Origin of the sequence: Faecalibacillus sp. TM498, assembly GCF_020589955.1 — a bacterium.
Classification (GTDB): Bacteria; Bacillota_I; Bacilli_A; order Erysipelotrichales; family Coprobacillaceae; genus Faecalibacillus; species Faecalibacillus intestinalis.
Window position 1 is genome coordinate 40,720 of sequence record NZ_JAJDKB010000010.1, and the last position, 20,626, is coordinate 61,345.

18 protein-coding genes and 1 other RNA gene are annotated in these 20,626 nt (G+C 29.3%); 2 read left to right on the forward strand and 17 right to left on the reverse strand.

The window, feature by feature from the left end:
• Window positions 1-60: 60 nt before the first annotated feature.
• The 14 genes from LJD32_RS04850 to LJD32_RS04915 all read right to left on the reverse strand — a co-directional run bounded on the left by LJD32_RS04850 (window position 61) and on the right by LJD32_RS04915 (window position 14,978).
• Window positions 61-291 carry a DUF896 domain-containing protein gene (locus LJD32_RS04850; RefSeq protein ID WP_022001281.1) on the reverse strand — a complete coding sequence of 77 codons (231 nt, stop codon included), beginning with the start codon at window positions 289-291 and terminating at the stop codon, window positions 61-63.
• Window positions 292-310: 19 nt separating this feature from the next.
• Window positions 311-470, reverse strand: a non-coding RNA gene (gene ssrS, locus LJD32_RS04855) — 6S RNA.
• 36 nt (window positions 471-506) lie between these two features.
• Window positions 507-1,790, reverse strand: coding sequence for an EF-P 5-aminopentanol modification-associated protein YfmH (gene yfmH / locus LJD32_RS04860; protein WP_119363363.1), 1,284 nt, complete (start codon window positions 1,788-1,790; stop codon window positions 507-509).
• Window positions 1,790-3,052 carry an EF-P 5-aminopentanol modification-associated protein YfmF gene (yfmF, locus tag LJD32_RS04865; RefSeq protein WP_147580270.1) on the reverse strand — a complete coding sequence of 421 codons (1,263 nt, stop codon included), beginning with the start codon at window positions 3,050-3,052 and terminating at the stop codon, window positions 1,790-1,792. The genes yfmH and yfmF overlap by 1 nt, the downstream gene beginning before the upstream one ends.
• A 90-nt stretch (window positions 3,053-3,142) precedes the next feature.
• Entirely contained in the window at window positions 3,143-4,108 is a 966-nt protein-coding gene (locus tag LJD32_RS04870) for an ABC transporter permease (protein ID WP_147580271.1), read from the reverse strand.
• Entirely contained in the window at window positions 4,108-5,199 is a 1,092-nt protein-coding gene (locus LJD32_RS04875) for an ABC transporter permease (protein ID WP_032090037.1), read from the reverse strand. The genes LJD32_RS04870 and LJD32_RS04875 overlap by 1 nt, the downstream gene beginning before the upstream one ends.
• The gene (locus tag LJD32_RS04880) at window positions 5,189-6,721 is read right to left on the reverse strand and encodes an ABC transporter ATP-binding protein (protein WP_227392180.1); all 1,533 of its coding nucleotides are present in this window, start codon (window positions 6,719-6,721) and stop codon (window positions 5,189-5,191) included. The genes LJD32_RS04875 and LJD32_RS04880 overlap by 11 nt, the downstream gene beginning before the upstream one ends.
• Window positions 6,722-7,024: 303 nt before the next feature.
• Window positions 7,025-8,086, reverse strand: coding sequence for a BMP family lipoprotein (locus tag LJD32_RS04885; protein ID WP_032090035.1), 1,062 nt, complete (start codon window positions 8,084-8,086; stop codon window positions 7,025-7,027).
• A 95-nt stretch (window positions 8,087-8,181) separates the two neighbouring features.
• Entirely contained in the window at window positions 8,182-10,458 is a 2,277-nt protein-coding gene (locus tag LJD32_RS04890) for a DNA translocase FtsK (RefSeq protein ID WP_412296650.1), read from the reverse strand.
• 61 nt (window positions 10,459-10,519) lie between these two features.
• The gene (locus LJD32_RS04895) at window positions 10,520-12,214 is read right to left on the reverse strand and encodes a ribonuclease J (RefSeq protein ID WP_227392407.1); all 1,695 of its coding nucleotides are present in this window, start codon (window positions 12,212-12,214) and stop codon (window positions 10,520-10,522) included.
• Window positions 12,215-12,293: 79 nt separating this feature from the next.
• The gene (locus LJD32_RS04900; RefSeq protein ID WP_022001290.1) at window positions 12,294-12,881 is read right to left on the reverse strand and encodes a dipicolinate synthase subunit B; all 588 of its coding nucleotides are present in this window, start codon (window positions 12,879-12,881) and stop codon (window positions 12,294-12,296) included.
• Complete coding sequence (locus tag LJD32_RS04905) at window positions 12,874-13,500, reverse strand: hypothetical protein (protein WP_032090032.1); 627 nt, start codon at window positions 13,498-13,500, stop codon at window positions 12,874-12,876. Before LJD32_RS04905 ends, LJD32_RS04900 begins: the two co-directional genes overlap by 8 nt.
• A 45-nt stretch (window positions 13,501-13,545) precedes the next feature.
• Window positions 13,546-13,872: a hypothetical protein gene (locus LJD32_RS04910; RefSeq protein WP_117574681.1), complete on the reverse strand. Its 327-nt coding sequence runs from the start codon at window positions 13,870-13,872 to the stop codon at window positions 13,546-13,548.
• A gap of 539 nt (window positions 13,873-14,411) precedes the next feature.
• A complete protein-coding gene (locus LJD32_RS04915; RefSeq protein WP_032090029.1) occupies window positions 14,412-14,978 on the reverse strand; it encodes a DJ-1 family glyoxalase III in 567 nt (188 codons plus the stop codon).
• Window positions 14,979-15,108: 130 nt separating this feature from the next.
• Here LJD32_RS04915 and coaBC point away from each other — a divergent pair, with 130 nt between their 5' ends.
• Both coaBC and LJD32_RS04925 read left to right on the forward strand, forming a co-directional pair.
• Entirely contained in the window at window positions 15,109-16,287 is a 1,179-nt protein-coding gene (gene coaBC / locus LJD32_RS04920) for a bifunctional phosphopantothenoylcysteine decarboxylase/phosphopantothenate--cysteine ligase CoaBC (RefSeq protein ID WP_227392408.1), read from the forward strand.
• A 2-nt stretch (window positions 16,288-16,289) separates the two neighbouring features.
• Entirely contained in the window at window positions 16,290-17,060 is a 771-nt protein-coding gene (locus LJD32_RS04925) for a type III pantothenate kinase (RefSeq protein ID WP_032090027.1), read from the forward strand.
• On the opposite strand, the gene LJD32_RS04930 is transcribed toward LJD32_RS04925, so the two are convergent.
• Genes LJD32_RS04930 through LJD32_RS04940 form a run of 3 tightly spaced genes read right to left on the reverse strand, consistent with a single transcriptional unit; the run spans window position 17,057 to window position 20,573 of the window.
• Complete coding sequence (locus LJD32_RS04930; RefSeq protein WP_032090026.1) at window positions 17,057-17,752, reverse strand: DUF421 domain-containing protein; 696 nt, start codon at window positions 17,750-17,752, stop codon at window positions 17,057-17,059. The genes LJD32_RS04925 and LJD32_RS04930 overlap by 4 nt on opposite strands.
• A 48-nt stretch (window positions 17,753-17,800) precedes the next feature.
• Complete coding sequence (locus LJD32_RS04935; RefSeq protein ID WP_227392409.1) at window positions 17,801-20,233, reverse strand: heavy metal translocating P-type ATPase; 2,433 nt, start codon at window positions 20,231-20,233, stop codon at window positions 17,801-17,803.
• A gap of 1 nt (window position 20,234) precedes the next feature.
• Window positions 20,235-20,573, reverse strand: coding sequence for an ArsR/SmtB family transcription factor (locus LJD32_RS04940; protein WP_022001299.1), 339 nt, complete (start codon window positions 20,571-20,573; stop codon window positions 20,235-20,237).
• Window positions 20,574-20,626: the final 53 nt, after the last annotated feature.

Genomic DNA, 20,626 nt, shown 5'->3' on the forward strand with positions numbered 1-20,626 from the left:
TAAGTCAAGACATATTATACACATTTTCTATAAAAATTAAATATCTTCTACTAGAATTCCTTAATTTTTTAATTTTTCTTGTTTTAATTTAAGCGGTGTTATATCATTTCCTTTTTCATCTACAACTTTAATTGCTTTTAATTGAGATTTAAATCCTTCTCTAAAAAGCTTAATATATTCTTTTCTCAATTTATCCTGTTCTTTTAATTCTTCAGGAGTAATTGTACCTTCTTTTTTCTTTTTAGCTAAAACATTTATTCTATCTATAAGTTTTTGATCTATTGCTGCCATTTTGATTTCTCCTTTTAAATAAAAAACTAGAGAGCTTTTAGATTATCCCTGTTACGTACAGGTGGGCACCTTTAAATAATTTTAGGATTCCTATTCAAAGATAGGCTTTCAACACCATTATTTAGATCAGGTTCCCGTATCTAATGTGTAGGAAATTTATTTACACTCTCTAGTCGCATTACATTATACCATAAATTATTTTTAAATATACCCCTTTATTTATCTTTTTTAACAATATAGCTTGAAGCATATTCCTTATTAAAGTATCTTTTTACTTCATTTATATCTGCCAATGTCATTTTACTTACATAATCTACTAAATCAAATGAACAAATTCCTTCAAAATAATAACGGCTAAAAGTATTCGCAATACTTTCTGGACTATTGTAACTATTGATGAAGTTTCCAATTGTTTTTCTTTTAATTCTTTCAAAGTCATCTTCTGCTATTTCTAAATCTTGAACATGATCTATAAAATTAAAAATTGTCTTTTGCAATAATTCATAATCATCTTGATCTCCACCCATTAAAATAAAAGCATAATCTCTTTCTTGCGTAAAACTTGCACTAAATGTTTCATTAATATACCCTTTTTCTAACCATTCGTTATATAACGAAGAACTTTTAGAAAAATATAAATCAAATAATAAATTTAAAGCTAATTCTCTTTTAATTTTATCTTGAGGATCATCAAGAATTTCATTAATTTTAATAGAAACAATCAATTTATTCATTTCAACTTGCATTGTATCAATTTGTTCTTTAACAGCCACTGATGTTGGTTCTTCTATTTTTAATCTTTGAATTGCATTTTCAGATAAGAAATGCTTTTTATTTTGATTTTCTTTAATGACACCTATTAATTCTTCAGGATTAATATTACCTACAACAAAAAGCATCATATTATGTGGATGATAAAAAGTTTGATAACAAAGTTCCAACATATCTTTATACGTATTATTAACAGTTTCACAAGTTCCAGCAATATCAATCTTAACAGGATGTTTATGATACAAGTTGGCAATAGCTCCAAAATAAACACGCCAATCTGGGTCATCATCATACATTTTTATTTCTTGACAAATAATTCCTTTTTCTTTTTCTACGCTTTCGTCTGTAATATTTAGACTTTGTACAAAATCTAGTAAAAGTTCAACACAATCATTTTCATTTGTTGTCGTTGAAAATAAATAGGCCGTACGACTTGATGATGTAAATGCATTTGAACTTGCCCCAAGTTTAGCAAACTCATCAGCAGCATCCCCATTTTCCATATCAAACATTTTATGTTCTAAAAAATGAGCAATTCCGTCTTCGACTTTTATCATTTCTTTTTGTCCTAAAGGTACAAAAGTTGTATCAATCGATCCAAATCTTGTTGAAAATAAACCATATGTTTTTTCAAAACCAATTTTAGGTAACAAATATACTTCTAAACCATTTTCCAATTTCTCATGAAATAACGTTTCTTTTAAAGTTTGATAATATATTTTTTCCATTACTCATTTCTCCCTTTCAACAAAAATATTGTATCAAGTTCAATATTTTGACAAACATCTACAATATCTTGATAAGTAACATTTTCAATTTTTTCTAAATATTGTTCATTTGTTTCTTTTTTTCCCGTAATATCTCTATTGTATTGAACGGCAACTTGACTTAATGGCTCATCGTTTGTTTTTTTCATAGAATTTTTAATCATTAATTTTGCAGTATCAATATCATCTTGATCAAAGCAACCATCTTGCATTTCTTTTAATTGTTCTTTAATTAATTGAACGGTTTGATGATAATCTTTTCCTTCTATGCCAGCTGTAATGACCATCACTCCATTAAAAGCATCATAACTTGAAGAAATATAATAACATAATGAATTTTTCTCTCTAACAACTTTAAATAATTTAGATTGACTCATTCCACCAAAAATCGCATTAAATACTACAAAAGCATAATGATTTTGGTGATTGTAATTTACTGATATACGATATCCCATATTAAGTTTAGCTTGTGTAACATCTTGCTTTTCGATGATTTCTAATAAATCTTTTCTATTTTTTTCAAATGAATATACACTTTCAAAAATTGAATTATTCTTTTCAAAAGATAAACACTTTTCAAAGACATGAACAATAGATTCATCTACATTTCCAACTACATAAATATGTTTTTGGTCATTTTTTATACATTCCTTAAAATACGAAAATAATTCTTCATTTTCAATTTTTTTTATATCTTCAATATTTCCATGAGAAGAAATCCCTAAACATGTCCCCTTTCCCATATATTCAAACATTTTTTCTAAACTATAATAAAATTTATCATCTTGATTATTAATAAGACGTTCAACCAATTCTTTTTTCTTTCTTTCAAACATTGTTTGATCAAAAACTGTTTTTGAGGCATTAGGTTTAAAGAAAATATCATTTAACAATTGGATTTGCCGTTGAATAAGATCTTCTTTGTAAGGTAAATATTCTTGATTAATACAGATTGAATTAATATTAATAATATGACTCTTACCTTTAGTAACAACATTAGCTCCTAATTTCATGCCATACATGCTTTCTAAATATATAGAAAGTTCTTGTGTTGAGGGATATTTTTCTGTACCCGTAGTCAACATAAAAGATAGTAATGTTCTTTTAGCAACCGTTTTTTCATCTAGTGTATTTTGTAATTTTAATGAAATTGTAATATTTTTAAATTTATTTGTAGGGATCAAATGTAAATCATACCCTGGCATTTTATAAACTTTTTCCATAATCATTTCCTTTCATTCTCATCTATTATACACAAATAATCAAAAAAATAAAAAAGTATTATTTCCTAAGAAACAATACTTTCAAATATTTTAACGTTTTGATTTATCATAAGGAATCCCCGAAGCCTTAGGAGCAGCAGAATTTTTAGAAGTAAACGCTAATAAAATCAATGTTGCTACATAAGGAATAAGTTTATAAACAACACTTGGGAAACCTAATGCTGATAAAAATGGAATTGCTGTATAAGTATATGCTAATGTCTTCATAATTCCAAAGAATAATGAAGCAGTAGCAATACGATATGGTTGCCAGTTACCAAAAATCAAGATTGCAAGAGCTAAGAATCCATAACCACCAACATCACTATTAAATACAGTTGAAATTGGGATGATATAAATAAGTCCACCTATACCACCTAGAAAACCAGATAACAGAACACCCATATAACGATATTTATAAACACTTACACCTGCAGCATCAGCAGCTTGAGGATTTTCACCACAAGCACGTAATCTTAATCCTGCTTTTGTTTTATTTAAGAAAATAACCGATAAAATCAAAATAACAATTCCAAGATAAGTTGTAATATAAGCACCTTTAAATAAGATAGGTCCTAAAATTGGAATTTGTGATAAGACAGGAATTTCATGAATTCTAAATGTATTTGAAAAAGGTACACTTGAATTTCCATTGAAAATCAATTTAGCTAAGAATAAACCCAATCCAGGAGCTAACATATTAATTGCAGTTCCTGAAATTGTTTGATCGGCTTTTAAGTTAATCGCTGCAAAAGCATGAAGTAAACTTAATAAAGCCCCAAAAATACCAGCTACAATTAATGCTAAAATCAATAATAATTGCGGATTCATTGTTGTGTTTGCTGATTGCATTAAATAAATGAAATAAACCCCCACGAATGCTCCACCAATCATGATTCCTTCTAACGCGATATTAACAACACCACTTCGTTCACTAAACATCCCACCTAAAGCAACTACTAAAAGAGGAACTGTAAAGACTAATGTTTGATTTAAGACATTTAAAATAATATCCATTATTCTTGACCCCCTTCAACAGCAACTTCTTTTTTATGTTTTTTCTTTTCATGATTTTGTAAATATAAACGGATCATTAAAGCAAATGAACTAAAGTAAATAATAACCGCTGAAATGACATCAATAATTTCAACTGGAATATTACATGCTTGCATATAGTTTCCACCAACATTAATATATGAAACAAATAATGCCGCTAAAATACATCCAAGTGGACTGTTCATTCCTAACAATGCAACTGGAATTCCATTAAATCCTTCTGGAAGTGTGACTTCAGCAGTTGTAAAGGCTCTACCTGTTCCTCCGATATAAACAAGTCCACCACCAATACCTGAGAAAAATCCTGAAATAACCATTGATAAAATAACAATTTTCTTTTCAGACATCCCAGCATAACGACTTGCTTCTGGATTATAACCACATGCTTTTAATTCATAACCAAATGTTGTTTTATTTAAAATAATATAAGCAACGATACATAATGCAATAGCAATAATAATACCACCATTAACATCTGAGCCTGGGAAAATATGATTTAATCCCATTTTAGGAACAGCAATCTTAGATGTTTGAGAACGAGCACCAGCTGAATCATAAATAAAAGCTTTAACACCCTCAATAACAAGATACATACCAATATAGTTAAACATGATACCTGAAATAACAATATTAACATTTCTATACGCTTTTAAAATTCCGGGAATCAATGCCCAAATTGCTCCAGCAAGTCCAGCAGCAATTAAACAAATGATCCATAATAATGAATCAGGTACAGTTTGATAAAGCGTATTGGCTAAAAATAATGCCACAAAGCCACCAACTGTATATTGACCAGTTGTCCCGATATTAAAGTTACCGCATTTAAATGCAAATGCAACAGATAACCCAGTCATCATAATTGGAATTGCAGAATAAAGAACTTGTCCTGTACTTCTTAATCCTTTATAAAATCCCCCAGACATCATAATACCCATTGCTCTAAAAGCTTGAGATGGATTTGCTATTAAAATAACGATAAATCCTATAAACAATCCAATTAATATAGCAAGTAAAGAAGCTATCAGATTTTGTTTTGACTCACTATTTTTCATATCCTTCACCTCGTTTACTTCCTGACATATAAAGTCCTAATTCTTTTTCATCAATTTGTTTTGGATCTAAATTAGCAACGATTTCACCTTCATACATTACTAAAATACGATCTGAAACATTCATAACTTCATCTAATTCTAATGAAACAAGTAAGACAGCTTTATTTTCATCTCTTTGTTTAACAAGTTGTTTATGAATAAATTCAATAGCACCAACGTCTAATCCACGTGTTGGTTGTACAGCAATTAATAAGTCCGAATTAGATTCAACCTCTCTAGCAATGATTGCTTTTTGTTGATTTCCTCCTGACATTCCTCTCGTAATAGATTTTGCACCTTCACCAGAACGAACATCATATTGTTCAATTAACTTATTAGCTGTTTCATACATCTTATCAAATTTAATAAAACCTTTATTTTGATATTTTGGATCAAAATAACTCTTTAAGATAAAGTTTTCGGCTAGATTATAATCTAATACTAAACCGTGTTTATGACGGTCTTCTGGAATATGAGCCATTCCTTTTAAAGAACGTGAACGAATACTTTCATGAGATAAATCTTCTCCATTTAATAGAATTTGCCCACTGTTATGTTTAATAAGACCTGATAATGCATAAACAAGTTCTGTTTGTCCATTTCCATCAATTCCCGCAATACAAACGATTTCTCCTCGACGTACATTGAATGAAACGTTATTTAAAACATTCTTGGACGAATGAGCTGGTTTATAACATAGATCTTTTACCTCAAGAACTGCATCACCAATTTGAGGTTCATCTTTTTCTACAATAAAGTTAACTTTTCGACCAACCATTAATTCTGATAATTTTTCAGCAGATGTTGAAGCTACATCAACTGTACCAATATATTTACCTTTTCTTAATATTGTACAACGATTAGCTACCGCTTTAATTTCATTTAATTTATGAGTAATAAAAATGATAGATTTACCTTCTTTTGCTAAATCTTTCATAATCATCATTAGTTCATCGATTTCTTGAGGTGTTAATACCGCAGTAGGTTCATCAAAAATCAAAACATTATTATCTCTAAATAACATTTTCAAAATTTCAACCCTTTGTTGCATCCCTACAGTAATATCCGAAATTAAAGCATCTGGATCAACATTTAATTTATACTTTTGAGATAATTCAATAACTTTTTTTCTTGCCGCACCTTTTTGAATAAAAGTATGCTTTGTTTCTTCAATACCCAAAATAATATTTTCAAGTACTGTAAAGTTATGTACAAGTTTGAAATGTTGATGAACCATACCAATGTTATATTTATTGGCATCGTTGGGATCATTAATTTCAACAGGTTCTCCATTAATTTTTATTTGTCCTTCATCCGGTTGATATAAACCAAATAAAATAGACATCAGCGTCGATTTTCCGGCACCATTTTCTCCTAACAATGCATGTATTTCACCTTGTGCAACTTGCAAGGTAACATTATCATTTGCTTTGATACCAGGAAACTCTTTCGTTATGTTAAGCATTTCTATTGCATATGACATTAAGCTTCCCCCTTTTCGATACAATTATACATGAATTTATAAATATAGAAAAGAATTTTTGTTTTTTCATAACAAAGAAAAATATATTAAAAATAAGAATTTTAAATATCTATATAATAAAATTATTCTACTATAAGAAGCAATTGTTTCTAATTATAATAATTCCTCAAACATAATGTTTGAGGAATTAATTAGTAGGAAATAAATATCATTGGTAAGATATCAATATCCTATTTTTAGTTTGAAATTATAACAAAAAAGATGTTACGATTTTAAATTATTTCGTAACATCCCCAATTTATCTTATTCAAAATTAACTGTTAAATTATCAAATGAAATTCCTGAAGGATCTCCAGTTTTTTCATCAACATCAGCAGATGATTTTAATTCTAAAGAACCATCTTTGATTTTTTTATCAACAGCATCATGATCTTCTTTAGAAAAGTTCTTTAATAATCCTGGATAAACAATACCACCTGTATTTTTCAAAGTAACTGTTTTTCCACCTTGGAATTTATCTTTCTTATAAGCATTTAATGCTTCAATAGTGGCACCTTTTACATCTTTTAATGCAGATGTAATAACAGTATCAGAATCACCACTTTGGTCAGTATCTACACCAATAGTGTATTTACCAGCTTCTTGTCCAGCAGCGAAAATTGAGTTACAAATTTGTCCACCACATGAGAAGATGACTTCAGTTCCACCTGCATACCATGATGAAGCTTTAGATTTGATATCTGGTGATTCAGAGAATGTACCAGTATATGTATAGTTAACATCAACATTAACATTCATTTCTTTAGCAGCATCACTAGCACCTTGAAGGTAACCAACACCATAGTTTTCTACAGCTGGTAAAGCCATACCACCCATGAAACCTAATTTAGTATATCCTTCTTTAACAGCAGCATATCCAGCAACATATCCAGATTCTTGTTCAGAGAATAAATAGCTTACTGTATTATCTCCAACTTTTGTTTCTCCACTACCATCTTTTTGTGGTTCAAAGTCGATAGTAACGAATTTAACATCAGGATATTTTTCTTGAGCTTGGTATAAAGCCCCAGAGAAGTTGAATCCTGGAGTTACAACAACTTTTGCTCCATTATCTACAGCATCATCAATTGTAGATAATAATCCAGCTTGATCAGTATCTTTTGGTGCATAATATTTATATGAAATATCATTTTTTTCACCAAATTCTTTTACACCTTCATAAGCAGATTGATTGAATGATTTATCAGTAACTGATCCAGAGTCAGTGATCATTGCGATTTCATAAGTATCATCGCCACCACTTGTACATCCAGTAGCACCAAAAATCATTCCTAAGCATAAAATACTTGCGAATAATTTTTTCATGTTCTTCTTCCTCCATTTAATTTTCCTCTATCATTGTAGCATTTAAAAAAACATTTGAAAACAGTTAACATAATAAAAAACGGTAAATATCGTTTTTAAATTTCTTCTTCATTATAGCCACGTACATATACTTCACGTGGTTTAGATCCAATTTGTGGACCTATAATACCATCCGCTTCTAATTGATCAATAATTCTGGCTGCTTTGTTATAGCCTATTCTAAATTGTCTTTGTAAAAGTGATGTGCTCGCTTTTTGTGCTTGAATAACAAATGCTCTGCACATTTCATACTCTTCATCTTCTTGTTCTTCTTTAGAAGCAGCTACTGCAGAAATTGGTTTTACATTTGTATATCTTTCATCATATGAGGCTTCTTGTTGTTTCGTTGTATAATAAGTGATTGCTTCCACTTCACTATCATCAACATAAGCTCCTTGCACACGAATCGGCGAATTCGATCCCATTGGTAAAAAAAGCATATCTCCTTTTCCTAAAAGTTTCTCTGCGCCTGTACAATCAAGAATCGTTCTAGAATCAATACTTGAAGAAACAGCAAAAGCAATTCTTGATGGAATATTAGCCTTAATAACACCTGTAATAATATCCGTTGATGGTCTTTGTGTAGCTACAATTAAATGAATCCCAGCCGCACGTGCTAATTGAGCTATACGCATAATACAATCTTCAACATCTTTACTAGCTACCATCATTAAATCTGCAACTTCATCAAGAATTACTACAATATATGGAAGTTTTTCTAATTGATGTTCCGCATCATTTTCTTGATTTTTCTTTTCAACATATTGATTATACGTTTCAATTTTTCTAACATTTGCCCCTGCAAATAAATCATAGCGTCTTTCCATTTCCGAAACGGTTTCTCTTAAAGTGGCCGCTGCTTTTTTAGGATCAGTAACGACCGGTGCTAATAAATGAGGAACCCCATTATAATTGGATAACTCAACCTTTTTAGGATCAACTAAAATAAGTTTGACCTCATCCGGTTTCGCACGCATTAATATGCTGCTAATGATCGTATTAACACATACAGATTTACCTGAACCTGTTGCTCCAGCAATAAGTAAATGAGGCATTTTATTAAGCTCTGCATAAATGACTTGACCATTAACATCCTTTCCTAAAGGAACAACAAGTTTATTGCCTTTATATTTATCAGGAATGTTTTTAAATACCTCTTTAAAAGAAACCATTGATGATACTAAATTAGGTATTTCAACACCAACCGCTGGTTTTCCAGGGATAGGCGCTTCAATACGAATATCTTTAGCTGCTAAAGCTAATTTAATATCATCTTGTAAAGACATTATTTTATTGACTCTTGTCCCCGTTTCTAATTTTAATTCATATTTTGTAATTGAAGGACCAATAGAAATATTATTAATAGAAGCATGAACTCCAAATTCATTTAAAACAGCTGTTAATCTTTCAGCACTTTCTACAGCATGATTTTTATTTTCACCTTGTTTTTTATTAACCACATTATGTAAAAGAGATAACGGTGGTAAATGATAATTTTTATTTGTATGCTCTATGACTGGTTCTTCAATTTGTGATTGATCATTTTGAACTAATTCTTCATCCACCGATGGAATAGGTGGCTCTTTATCAACAATTTCTATTTCTTGATGTTCATCATTAAAAGTAAAAGCTTGTGGCAAAGTCACATCTTCTTTCGCTATTTCTTCAAATATAGTCGTTGGGGTTTCATCATCTTCGAAAATAGCATCATCAAAAAAAGTTGTCTTATTTTGTTTTTTCTTAAAGAAATTTCCAAAATAATTTGAATGCTGTTTTAAAGAATCTTTTGTTTTATTAAAATTATTTTTTGCTCTTTTTTGAATTTCTTTTTTGTGTTCAAAATAAAACTTACTTCCTAATAAAATAATTCCTGTTACAACAATAAAAACCGCTGCAATGATTGCTCCCATATAATCAAACAATGCACTTAAAAAGCCATATAAAACTGCCCCCAATAATCCTCCTCTATTTAAAGGAACTTGATTAAAATAAGACTGTATGACTTTTATCCCTGTAAGTGATGGCGTAGCAGAAATAAATAAAGTTAAACCTATAAAGAGCAAATAAAGACCTACCGCCTTAGGACCATTAAATTTAGGGAAATCCGCCTTAATAACAATATATCCTAATAAAAGAATACAAGTAAGATAAATAATCCCATTTAAATTCCCAAATACATACATAAAAACATAATTCAAGTGGTCTCCAATCACTCCTAATTGCATAGCAGCAATAATTACTAAAAAAATGAAAAATAAACAAATAATTCTTAATTTTAATTCTTCACTCACTTGTTCTTGCTTACTTTTTCTTTTTCTTGCGGTCTTAGCCATCATATCACCTCTTTACATATCATATTTAAAAAACAAAACAAAAGCAAGATATTCCTTGCTTTTATAATTCTATAATTACTGGTAAAATGACAGGTCTTTTGCCAGTCTCTTTGATAATATATTTGTTCACTTTATCTTTAATATTTTGACGTACATCTCTAATATCTTCTTCCGTTTTGTTTTTATAAGACTCTAACTCAGTTTCAGCAATATTCATAATTCCTTTTACAACATTTTCTGAATCCTTTAAGTAAATAAAACCTCTTGTTTGTACATCTGTATTGGCAACAATTTCTCTTGTTTTACCATCAATTGTCATACCAATAATAACAACACCATCATTTTGTAATTGATTTCGGTCATCAATAACTTTAACACCAACATCACCAATTCCAAGGCCATCAATCATCACATCTTCAATTGTAATAGAATCTCGATAACTTTGCAATTTTCCATCTTTAAAAGTAATCATTTCTCCATTATCAACAATAGCAATATGATCATCATTTATATTCATTTTTTTAGCAACATCACTTGCAGCAATAAAATGTTGATATTCTCCTTTGATTGGTACGAAATATTTTGGATTTAAAATTTGAATCAATACTTTAATATCCTCTTCACTTGCATGCATAGATTGCAATTCTTTGTTTTTCAAAACATGAATATGTGTATCAGTTTTATAAAGTTCATTGATTGCTCTATTAGCTATTTTTTCAGTCCCTGGTAAAACAGGTGAAGCTACAATAAATGTATCACTATCTTGTAATTTAAGCTTATCATCTCCTCCATCGATAATATCTAAAATATCATGATAGATACGACGAGGACTACCACTTAATAAAACAACCAATTTATCATTATCTTTATTTTTTTGAATATCATTATTATCACCAATACAAGCTGGATGAATATCCAAGATTGGTTTTTTCTTATTTTTAGCAATTCTCATTAAAGAATTGGTATTATCATATTTATCTCTTCCATAGAAACAAATCTTACGATTATATTTTTTAGCTAGTTGAGCAATTTCTTGAGTTCTAAAAGCATTTTGTGCATAACTTGAAATAATAATACGTCCTGAAGCATCTTCAAAAATACTTTCTATTTTAGCAGTTAACTTATGATTAGGAGAAGTATAGCCATCATTTTTTGAATATGATGATTCACAAAGTAAAGCTAAAACTCCTTTTTTACCAATTTCCATCATCTTTTGAATATTACACCTAAATCTTTCAGGTGCTCCAAAATCAATAATAAATTCACTACTATAGACAATATAACCATAATCTGTTAAAAATGCTAACCCTACACTTCCAGGAATAGAATGCGTAATTGGGAAAAAGTCCACTTGAACTCCAGCAACTTTAATTGTTGCATTCATATTTACTCTTTTGATTTTATATTTATATGAAACATGAGAATGTCTCATATATCTTTGTAATAATTGATCAATTAAATCAGCTGTAAGATCTGTTGTATAAATAGGAACATTCACTTCTTGTAATAAATAAGGTAGTGCTCCCATTACATCATCATGACCATGCGTAATAAATATAGCTTTAATTTTATCTTTATTATCTTTTAAATAATCAAAATTAGGAATAATAACGTCCACTCCTAATTTATCTACTTCTGGAAAACGATAACCTGCATCAATAATAAACCAATTATCATCTATTTCTAAGCAGTACATGCTTTTACCGTTTTCAGCTTGACCACCAATTGGCATCAATTTTATAATACTTTTTTTCATTATTTCCTCCTTAATTATATCTTCTTACACTCACTTTGCTATTATTCTAACAAATTATTAACAAAAGAAAAAGTATCATTTACTCTTTCTTCATTAAAAATAAAGGTTGAATTTGTTTATCAACCAATGCATTGATCATCGTTTGAATAATTAAATCTCGCCGTGCAATCAAACTATTTGGTTTCTTGATTACATCATCTTGATACATTGGCACCAAATAAAAATGCTTTGTATTAAAAATCTTCATCATGTTCATTCCGCTTGTTGAAAGTAAGTCATTACTACATAAACCAAGAACGATATTGTGTTGATTTCTAAGTGTTGATTTAACAGCCATTGTCACCGCATTATCATTGATTCCATGTGCCATTTTAGCTAATGTATTGGCACTGCATGGATAAACTACCATTAAATCCAAGGGTATTTGTGGCCCAAAAATTTCTGCTTCAACAACTGAACAAATAACCTTCTTTTCAATAATTTTTTCAACTTCTATGATTAACTGATTCGCCTTAAAAAACCGTGTATCACAAGAATTCACTTGATCACTTATAAAAACATAAATATCTACAGGATATTTTTTTAGTTCCTTTAAAAATCTCAAACAATTACTTAACGAACAAAAAGAGCCTGTAATCCCAACCCCTATTTTCATTCCATTAAACATGTCTCATCACTCCGTGAATATATTGAAACATCAATAATGCCGATTCATATGGAAAATACAAATTAGGTATATTTCTTAGTGATTGATAATCTTTACCCTCAACTGTTTGTGCCAAATCATAAATTTGTTTATATTTTAATTTTTTATAATTGATTTTACAAACAGGAATCGTATTAATAATTAAATCATACTTTCCTGATAAAGCATTTAAATCCAAATGATGATAGATTTGTTTTATTTCATCTAAATCCTTGTTATTTCGATTACAGATTGTAATATCATAATTACTTTTTAAAATATTTGCAAGCTGTTTTGCTAAATCTCCATAGCCCAAAATAAGTATATTATTATAATGTGCTTTATCTTGTATTATTTTTAAATAGAGTCCCATTGCTGTTAAAGTATTATTTAAATGTTTAAAAACTTTATCTTTATTAATAATATATTTTGTATTTATATTATTAAGAGAAAACGTATTGTCATGATCTATCTTTTGATTTTTAACAACATAAAAATCAAGGTTTTGTGCTTGTTTATCATTTATTTGATAACCATGACTTAAAAAAATATCTTTTAAAAATTGTGTTCTTTGATCATATACTTCAATAAACCCTTTCATATGCCACCTCATTATACTATATGAAAGGGTTTGATAAATGTGAAATTAGCTCGCTTTATTTTTCATTTGTGATGTCATCAAAGCTATAATTTCTTCTACTTTTGGACTAATAACACTCACAGCTGACATGATCATCTCTTTTTCATTTTGATAATCATGACATAAAAACGCATACTCACATTTTAGATGAAATAAACATTGTTCCTTTTCATTAACAGTCGTTAGAAACATTAAATTGATTGCATTACTATCGCAAATTTTGTAAGAAACAGACATGACTGCCCGAATATCTTCTAAATTACGAATAACACTGTCTTTTTCAGCATTTAAGTGTACACTTAATAAATGAATTTGTGATATACTGTTTTCCATATTTATTTTACCTCCTTCACTATATATATTGTTATTTTTTAGGTTTTTTCTTTTTATTTTTTTAGAAATGAGGAATTTTATGCAAATTATTACACTTATTTATTCAATCATCTTATTATTTTTTTATCATCCACTTTATCAAAACTACACAAGTTTAATGAATACGTCATTTTCTTTTTTTTATTACAGTTGGTGTGTTTTATTAACTCTTTCTTTATGCTTAACTTTTTTTAAAGTAACTTCTTTAAAAAAATTCATTATTTTTCTTTCTCTGTTCTTTTTTATTGGATTAATTTTACCCTATCATAAAAATTATCCAATCTTTTCAACTTTACATGTTTTTATTCCTTTATCTTGCATTATCATTGCACTTTTATTCTTAGCATATCTTATTAAAAATAAACAAAAAAGTGAGCCAATTTTAGCTCACAAAATTTATTTATGGTTTTCCTACGGTCTTTCAATCATTGCCATGTTCATTATTTTCTTTTCTCAAATCAATGGTCTTATCGAAATTAGCGTTTTACTATTTATCAATTTTATTCTTTATGTGCTTCAACGTTCATAAGATATTCATATTGCATACCTTGTCTTAAGTTTGATGAATCGTACCCTAAACTTTCTAAAATAGTATATCCAAATTCTAAGGCAGCCGCTGGTCCTTTACCTGTAATAATATGATCATCTTTTTGAACAATAGCTTCTTGATAATTAGCTCCGGTAAGTTGTGTTTCAAAACCTGGAGAACAAGTACAGATTTTATCTTTTAAAATACCTGCTTTAGCTAAAACAATTGGTCCTGCACAAATAGCAGCAATCAATTTATGTTCCTGATTGAATTGTTGAACAATTTCAATAACACGTGCATCATCTCTTAAATTTGTTGCTCCAGGTAAACCACCAGGAATAACAATTCCATCATATTCTTTGATTTGATCATTAAAGACGCAATCCATTTGAATTGTAATTTGATGAGAACTTGTCACCTTTAAATCATCCATCCCTACTAAATCAACATGAACATTTGCTCTTCTTAAAACATCAACCGGTGTCAATGCTTCGATTTCTTCAAATCCATCTTTACATAATACAGCTATTTTCTTCATAAACACTCCTCTTTTCTTTTAAAGATATTTTATCATGAAAACCAAAAAATAAAAGAATGAAATACATTGTATGGGATTTCAAAATATATTATAATGTTGCATAGATGTAAAAATCACCCTTGGAGGTTTTATGAAAAAAATTGTTATTGGTATAACAGGAAGTATTGCAGCATATAAAACATGTGAACTTATTTCCCGTTTAAAAAAGAAAAATTATAATATTGAAGTTATTATGACAAAAAATGCGGCTCAATTTGTAACACCACTTACCTTTGGAGCACTTATCCATAAACCTGTTTTAATTGATGATTTTGATGAAACAGGTTATCAAATTAAACACATTAACATTGTTAAGGATGCTGATTGTTTTATTATTGTTCCAGCAACTGCAAATGTTATTGCCAAAGTTGCTCATGGTTTAGCAGACGATGTTTTATCTTCCGCCTTTTTAGCAGCAACATGTCCAAAAATCATTGCCCCTGCAATGAATGTACACATGTATGAAAATACTGCAACTCAAAAAAATCTTGATATTTGTAAATCTTATCATATTAAGATTGTGGAACCTGAAATTGGTGAACTCGCATGTGGTTATCAAGGAAGAGGACATTTAAGTGATATTGAAGATTTACTTGATGCTATTGAATATGCGACATCTCCTCATCCATTAGCTGGAAAGTATGTTCTTATTACCGCTGGTCCTACTCAAGAGCCACTTGATCCAGTGAGATTTATTTCAAATCATTCAAGTGGAAAAATGGGCTATGCACTAGCAAAAGTTGCTCGTCAATTAGGAGCTCATGTCACATTGATTAGTGGGCCATCATCTCAAAGAGCTCCTTACGAAGTAGATGTAATCAAAATTCAAAGTGCACAAGGTATGTTTAAACAAGTATTAAGTTATTTTGATTTTCAAGATTATGTTATCATGTCTGCTGCTGTTGGTGACTATCGTCCTTTAGAATATAGCGATCAAAAAATAAAGAAAAAAGCTGACGAATTTTATTTAAAATTAGGAAAAAACGAAGATATTTTATCTTATATCGGAAAACATAAAACAAAACAAACTATTTGTGGGTTTGCTATGGAAACAGAAAATGTTATTGAAAATGCTCAAAATAAGTTTTTTAAGAAGAATTGTGATTTATTAGTTGTTAATGATTTATTTGAAGATGGTGCTGGGTTTAAAACTGATACAAATAAAGTTGCTTTAATTACAAAAAACTTTGTTGATTATTTAGATTTAATGAGCAAAGAAGATCTAGCACATATTATTTTAGAAAAATTAATGAAAGTTAAAGGAGAATAAAGATGCTAGTAGTTGTAGATATGGGAAACACAAATATTACAATGGGACTTTTTAAAGATGATCAGCTTATTGGCAATTATCGTTTAACGACTAAACTGCAAAGGACATCAGACGAATATGGTTTTATGATTCTTGCTTTTTTAAGCGCCTATAATGTAACCGTTGAAGATATAAAAGATGTTATTATTTCTAGTGTCGTTCCTAAAATCATGTATTCTTTTACAAATTCCATTCGTAAATATTTCCACAAAGAACCTATTATTGTTGGTCCAGGAATTAAAACAGGCATTTCTGTAAAATATGATAATCCTAAATCTTTAGGAAGTGATCGTATTGTTGATGCTGTTGGTGCCTACTATAGTCACCATTGTGCTTGTTTAGTAATTGATTTTGGCACTGCTACGACATTCGATGTTATTTCTTCAAAAGGTGAATTTATGGGTGGCGCAATTGCTCCTGGTATTGGTATTTCTGCTGAAATGTTATCTAATCGTGCTGCTCAACTACCTGAAGTAGCAATAAAAAAACCACAACATATTATTGGTAAAAATACTGTTGAAGGTATGCAATCAGGGGTTGTTTATGGTTATATTGGTTTAACAGAGAAACTGATTGAAGAAATTAAAAGCCAATATCCTGAACCATTAAAAGTCGTTTCTACAGGTGGTCTAGGTAGAATGATCTATCAAGAAACAAATTTGATTGATGCCTATGATAAAGATCTTACATTTAAAGGTTTAAAAATTATATATGATATGCAAAAAAGGGATTAAATAAAATCCCTTTTTAATTCGTTTTTTAAATAAAAATGTATTGTTTGTTGTCCATCCACATACAAAATAACAATTTCTTGAAGATTAATTCCATGAACTTTCATAATTTGTTCTAACCACTTTTGATTATGATGAATCAATTCTAAATTTTCATAAATAATTGTTCCTTGTAAAATAAGAATTGTTGGTATAAATTCTTTTTGAACTTCTTGATGTAGATCACCTAATTTTAAAGGCCTTGACAATGTCTTAGGATAAAAAGTAAATTTCCCATTTGTTTCTAAAATAATTTTATCTAACTCGTTAAGCTCAAAATAACCATTCATTCTACAATTCATCAACAATTCATTCAAATCAATTTTTGCTTTATCCAAACTTTTTAAATATATCTTATCATTTTCAAATAAAACAACAGGTTTCCCTTCAACAAAAAAGCGAAAATTTAAATACCTTTTTGTTAAAACAGAAACACCCCAAGTAAAAACACCATAAACAATCATTCCAATCAACGGCTTTAAAATATCATTAAAACTTCCCATAACCATTTCAGCAGCAATAGAACCAATTGTAATTCCAATTATATAATCATATAAAGATAACTCTGTTACTTGCCTATAGCCCATTAATTTCGTTAGTAAAAACAAAACAATCAAAGAAATTAAGGGCAAAACAAAATATTCAAGCAAATTCATTTTAATCACCCTTTTAAGTATGGACAAAATAAAAAAAAGAAGTCAAAATTATGACTTCTTATACAAAATTCTCATTGAGTTACAAATAGCAATTAAAGTAACGCCTACATCAGCAAAAACACCCATCCACATATTTGTAAGTCCAAACAAAGTAAGAACTAAAACTCCAATTTTAATTAATAACGTAAAAGTAACATTTTCTTTTAAAATAAAGTTTGTATAATGAGAAACTTGAATGGCTTTAGCAATTGATGTAATATCGTCACTCATTAAAACAACATCTGCAGCTTCAATAGCTACATCACTACCAACGCCACCCATCGCAATACCAATATCACTTCTAGCAAGAACTGGCGCATCATTAATACCATCACCAACAAAAGCTACAACATGATCATTACCCATTAATTTTTCTAATTGTGTAACTTTATCTTGTGGTAATAAATCACTATATACTTGATCAATTCCTATTTTAGAAGCAATATCACGAGCAACAGTTGAATGATCTCCTGTAAGCATAACCGTATTTGAAACATGTGCCTTCTTTAAGTCTTGAATACCTGGCATTGTAGATTCTTTAATAACATCTGCAACAACGATATGTCCTAAATATTGTTTTTGACATGCTATATGAACAATTGTTCCAATAGATTGAGGTTGACTCACTTCAATACCTAATTCATGAAAATATTTTTCATTTCCTAATTCATATTGTTTTTGATCAATAACAACAGAAAGACCTTTTCCAGCGATTTCTTTAAAATCTTCTATTCTTGTACTATCGATTTCTTTATTATAAGCTTTAACAATACTTCTAGCAATTGGATGATTTGACATATATTCACCATATGCACCAATTTCTAATAAATAATCATCTGAAATTTCAACAACTTCAAATTCACCTTTAGTAAGTGTTCCTGTTTTATCAAAAACAACAGTATCAATATCTTTTAATAATTCTAAATAGTTTCCACCCTTAACTAAAACACCTAAAGCACTCGCTTTACCAATACCAGCATATAAACCTAAAGGTACTGAAATAACAAGTGCACATGGACAAGAAACAACTAAGAATGTACATGCACGATAAAGCCAATCATAGAAATTTTGATTTGGTAAAATAATCATCGGAACAATTAATAATAAAACAGCAAGTCCCACAACAGTTGGTGTATAAACTTTTGCAAAACGGGTAATAAATTTTTCAATTTTAGCTTTTTTACTTGCAGAATTTTCAACAAGATCAATAATACGACTTACTGTACTATCCGCATAAGGTTTTGTTACTTCAATATAAATAACATCATTTAAATTGACAACTCCTGATAAAACCTCATCTCCTACTTCAACACTTCTAGGAACTGATTCACCTGTTAAACTTGCGGTATCTAACATACTGTTTCCTTTAATAACTTTACCATCCAACGGTACTTTTTCTCCAACTTTAACAACAATTGTATCTCCTACTTGTACTTCTTCAGGAGTTACTTGAATCATTTGATCATCTTTTACAATTGTAGCATACTCACTTTTAATATCCATTAAAGAAGAAATAGATGATCTTGTCTTATTAACAGCATATCCTTGGAAAATTTCACCAATAGCATAAAATAGCATAACCGCAATTGCTTCACTGTAATCACCTAAAGCAATCGCTCCAAAAGTTGCTAAACACATCAAGAAATTTTCATCCAAAAAGTCTTTTCTACCAATATTTTTAATTGCTTTTAAAATGACTTTATAACCAATTAATAAATAAGCAAACAAATATAAGAAAGTAGCAAAACCACCTGCAAAGAAATGTGCCCCTATAAAAATAATAACACCTTCAACCAATTCCATATTTTCTTTTAAATCAAATAATTTTGGTTTACTATATATTTTTTGATTATCTTCCTTTGATAAAACAACTCCTTCTTCAACAGAGTCAACAACAGCTTGTAACTTTTCCATTAAAGAATCATCGTTTTTTACTTTAACCATTAACTTTTGAGTAGAAAAATTAACAACCGCATCTTCAATGTAAGATTGTTTTTTTATCTCAGCTTCTACTTTACTTGCACAGTTTGCACAATCCAAACCAACTATATTAAATTTGATTGAATTAGCCAATTCACGATGATCTTCCACATGTTCATGATGATGTCCGCATCCACATTCATCGTGATGATGTTCATGTTCATGATGGTGTCCACAACCACATTCATCGTGATAATGTTCATGATGGTGTCCGCATCCACATTCATTGTGATGATGTGTTTTGTTTGTAGAGAGGTTATCTATTGTTACTTCATCTTCAATGGATTGTATAAAAGAAAGAAGTTCATTATCATTAATTTCTTGATTACTTTCAAAAGTCATCATACCTGTTGCAAAAGAAATTACACAATCATTAATCTCTTCTTTTTTATTTAAAGCATCTTCTAATTTTTGTGTGCAATTAGCACAATCAAGGCCATTAACCTTATATTTATATTTCATATTATTTATCCTCCATGATATGACTATAACCAGCCTCAAAAATTAGTTTTACATGCTCATCATCTAACGAATAGTACATCATTTTACCATCTCTTCTATTTTTAACTAATTTATTGGCTTTTAAAATTCTAAGTTGATGAGAAATAGCTGACTGAGTCATATCTAAACAAGCAGCTAAATCATAAACACACATCTCATGATCAAATAAAGCACAAATAATGCGTATTCTTGTTGAATCACCAAACACTTTGAATAATTCAGCAACATCATATAAAGATTCTTCCTCGGGCATTGCTTTCTTTACTTGTTCAACAATTTCATTATTAACGATTTTATCCATTTTTTCTCCTTTCATATGAATATATGTTCATATGAATATTATATGATATTTAT

Coding starts and splice junctions, on each gene's coding strand:
- LJD32_RS04910 (WP_117574681.1), bottom strand. CDS start 13,872: ATGGAAAACAGTATATCACAAATTCATTTATTAAGTGTACACTTAAAT.
- LJD32_RS04880 (WP_227392180.1), bottom strand. CDS start 6,721: ATGTCATATGCAATAGAAATGCTTAACATAACGAAAGAGTTTCCTGGT.
- LJD32_RS04905 (WP_032090032.1), bottom strand. CDS start 13,500: ATGAAAGGGTTTATTGAAGTATATGATCAAAGAACACAATTTTTAAAA.
- LJD32_RS04900 (WP_022001290.1), bottom strand. CDS start 12,881: ATGTTTAATGGAATGAAAATAGGGGTTGGGATTACAGGCTCTTTTTGT.
- LJD32_RS04885 (WP_032090035.1), bottom strand. CDS start 8,086: ATGAAAAAATTATTCGCAAGTATTTTATGCTTAGGAATGATTTTTGGT.
- LJD32_RS04925 (WP_032090027.1), top strand. CDS start 16,290: ATGCTAGTAGTTGTAGATATGGGAAACACAAATATTACAATGGGACTT.
- LJD32_RS04870 (WP_147580271.1), bottom strand. CDS start 4,108: ATGGATATTATTTTAAATGTCTTAAATCAAACATTAGTCTTTACAGTT.
- LJD32_RS04930 (WP_032090026.1), bottom strand. CDS start 17,752: ATGAATTTGCTTGAATATTTTGTTTTGCCCTTAATTTCTTTGATTGTT.
- yfmF (WP_147580270.1), bottom strand. CDS start 3,052: ATGGAAAAAGTTTATAAAATGCCAGGGTATGATTTACATTTGATCCCT.
- LJD32_RS04940 (WP_022001299.1), bottom strand. CDS start 20,573: ATGGATAAAATCGTTAATAATGAAATTGTTGAACAAGTAAAGAAAGCA.
- LJD32_RS04895 (WP_227392407.1), bottom strand. CDS start 12,214: ATGAAAAAAAGTATTATAAAATTGATGCCAATTGGTGGTCAAGCTGAA.
- coaBC (WP_227392408.1), top strand. CDS start 15,109: ATGAAAAAAATTGTTATTGGTATAACAGGAAGTATTGCAGCATATAAA.
- LJD32_RS04890 (WP_412296650.1), bottom strand. CDS start 10,458: ATGGCTAAGACCGCAAGAAAAAGAAAAAGTAAGCAAGAACAAGTGAGT.
- LJD32_RS04915 (WP_032090029.1), bottom strand. CDS start 14,978: ATGAAGAAAATAGCTGTATTATGTAAAGATGGATTTGAAGAAATCGAA.
- LJD32_RS04875 (WP_032090037.1), bottom strand. CDS start 5,199: ATGAAAAATAGTGAGTCAAAACAAAATCTGATAGCTTCTTTACTTGCT.
- LJD32_RS04935 (WP_227392409.1), bottom strand. CDS start 20,233: ATGAAATATAAATATAAGGTTAATGGCCTTGATTGTGCTAATTGCACA.
- LJD32_RS04850 (WP_022001281.1), bottom strand. CDS start 291: ATGGCAGCAATAGATCAAAAACTTATAGATAGAATAAATGTTTTAGCT.
- yfmH (WP_119363363.1), bottom strand. CDS start 1,790: ATGGAAAAAATATATTATCAAACTTTAAAAGAAACGTTATTTCATGAG.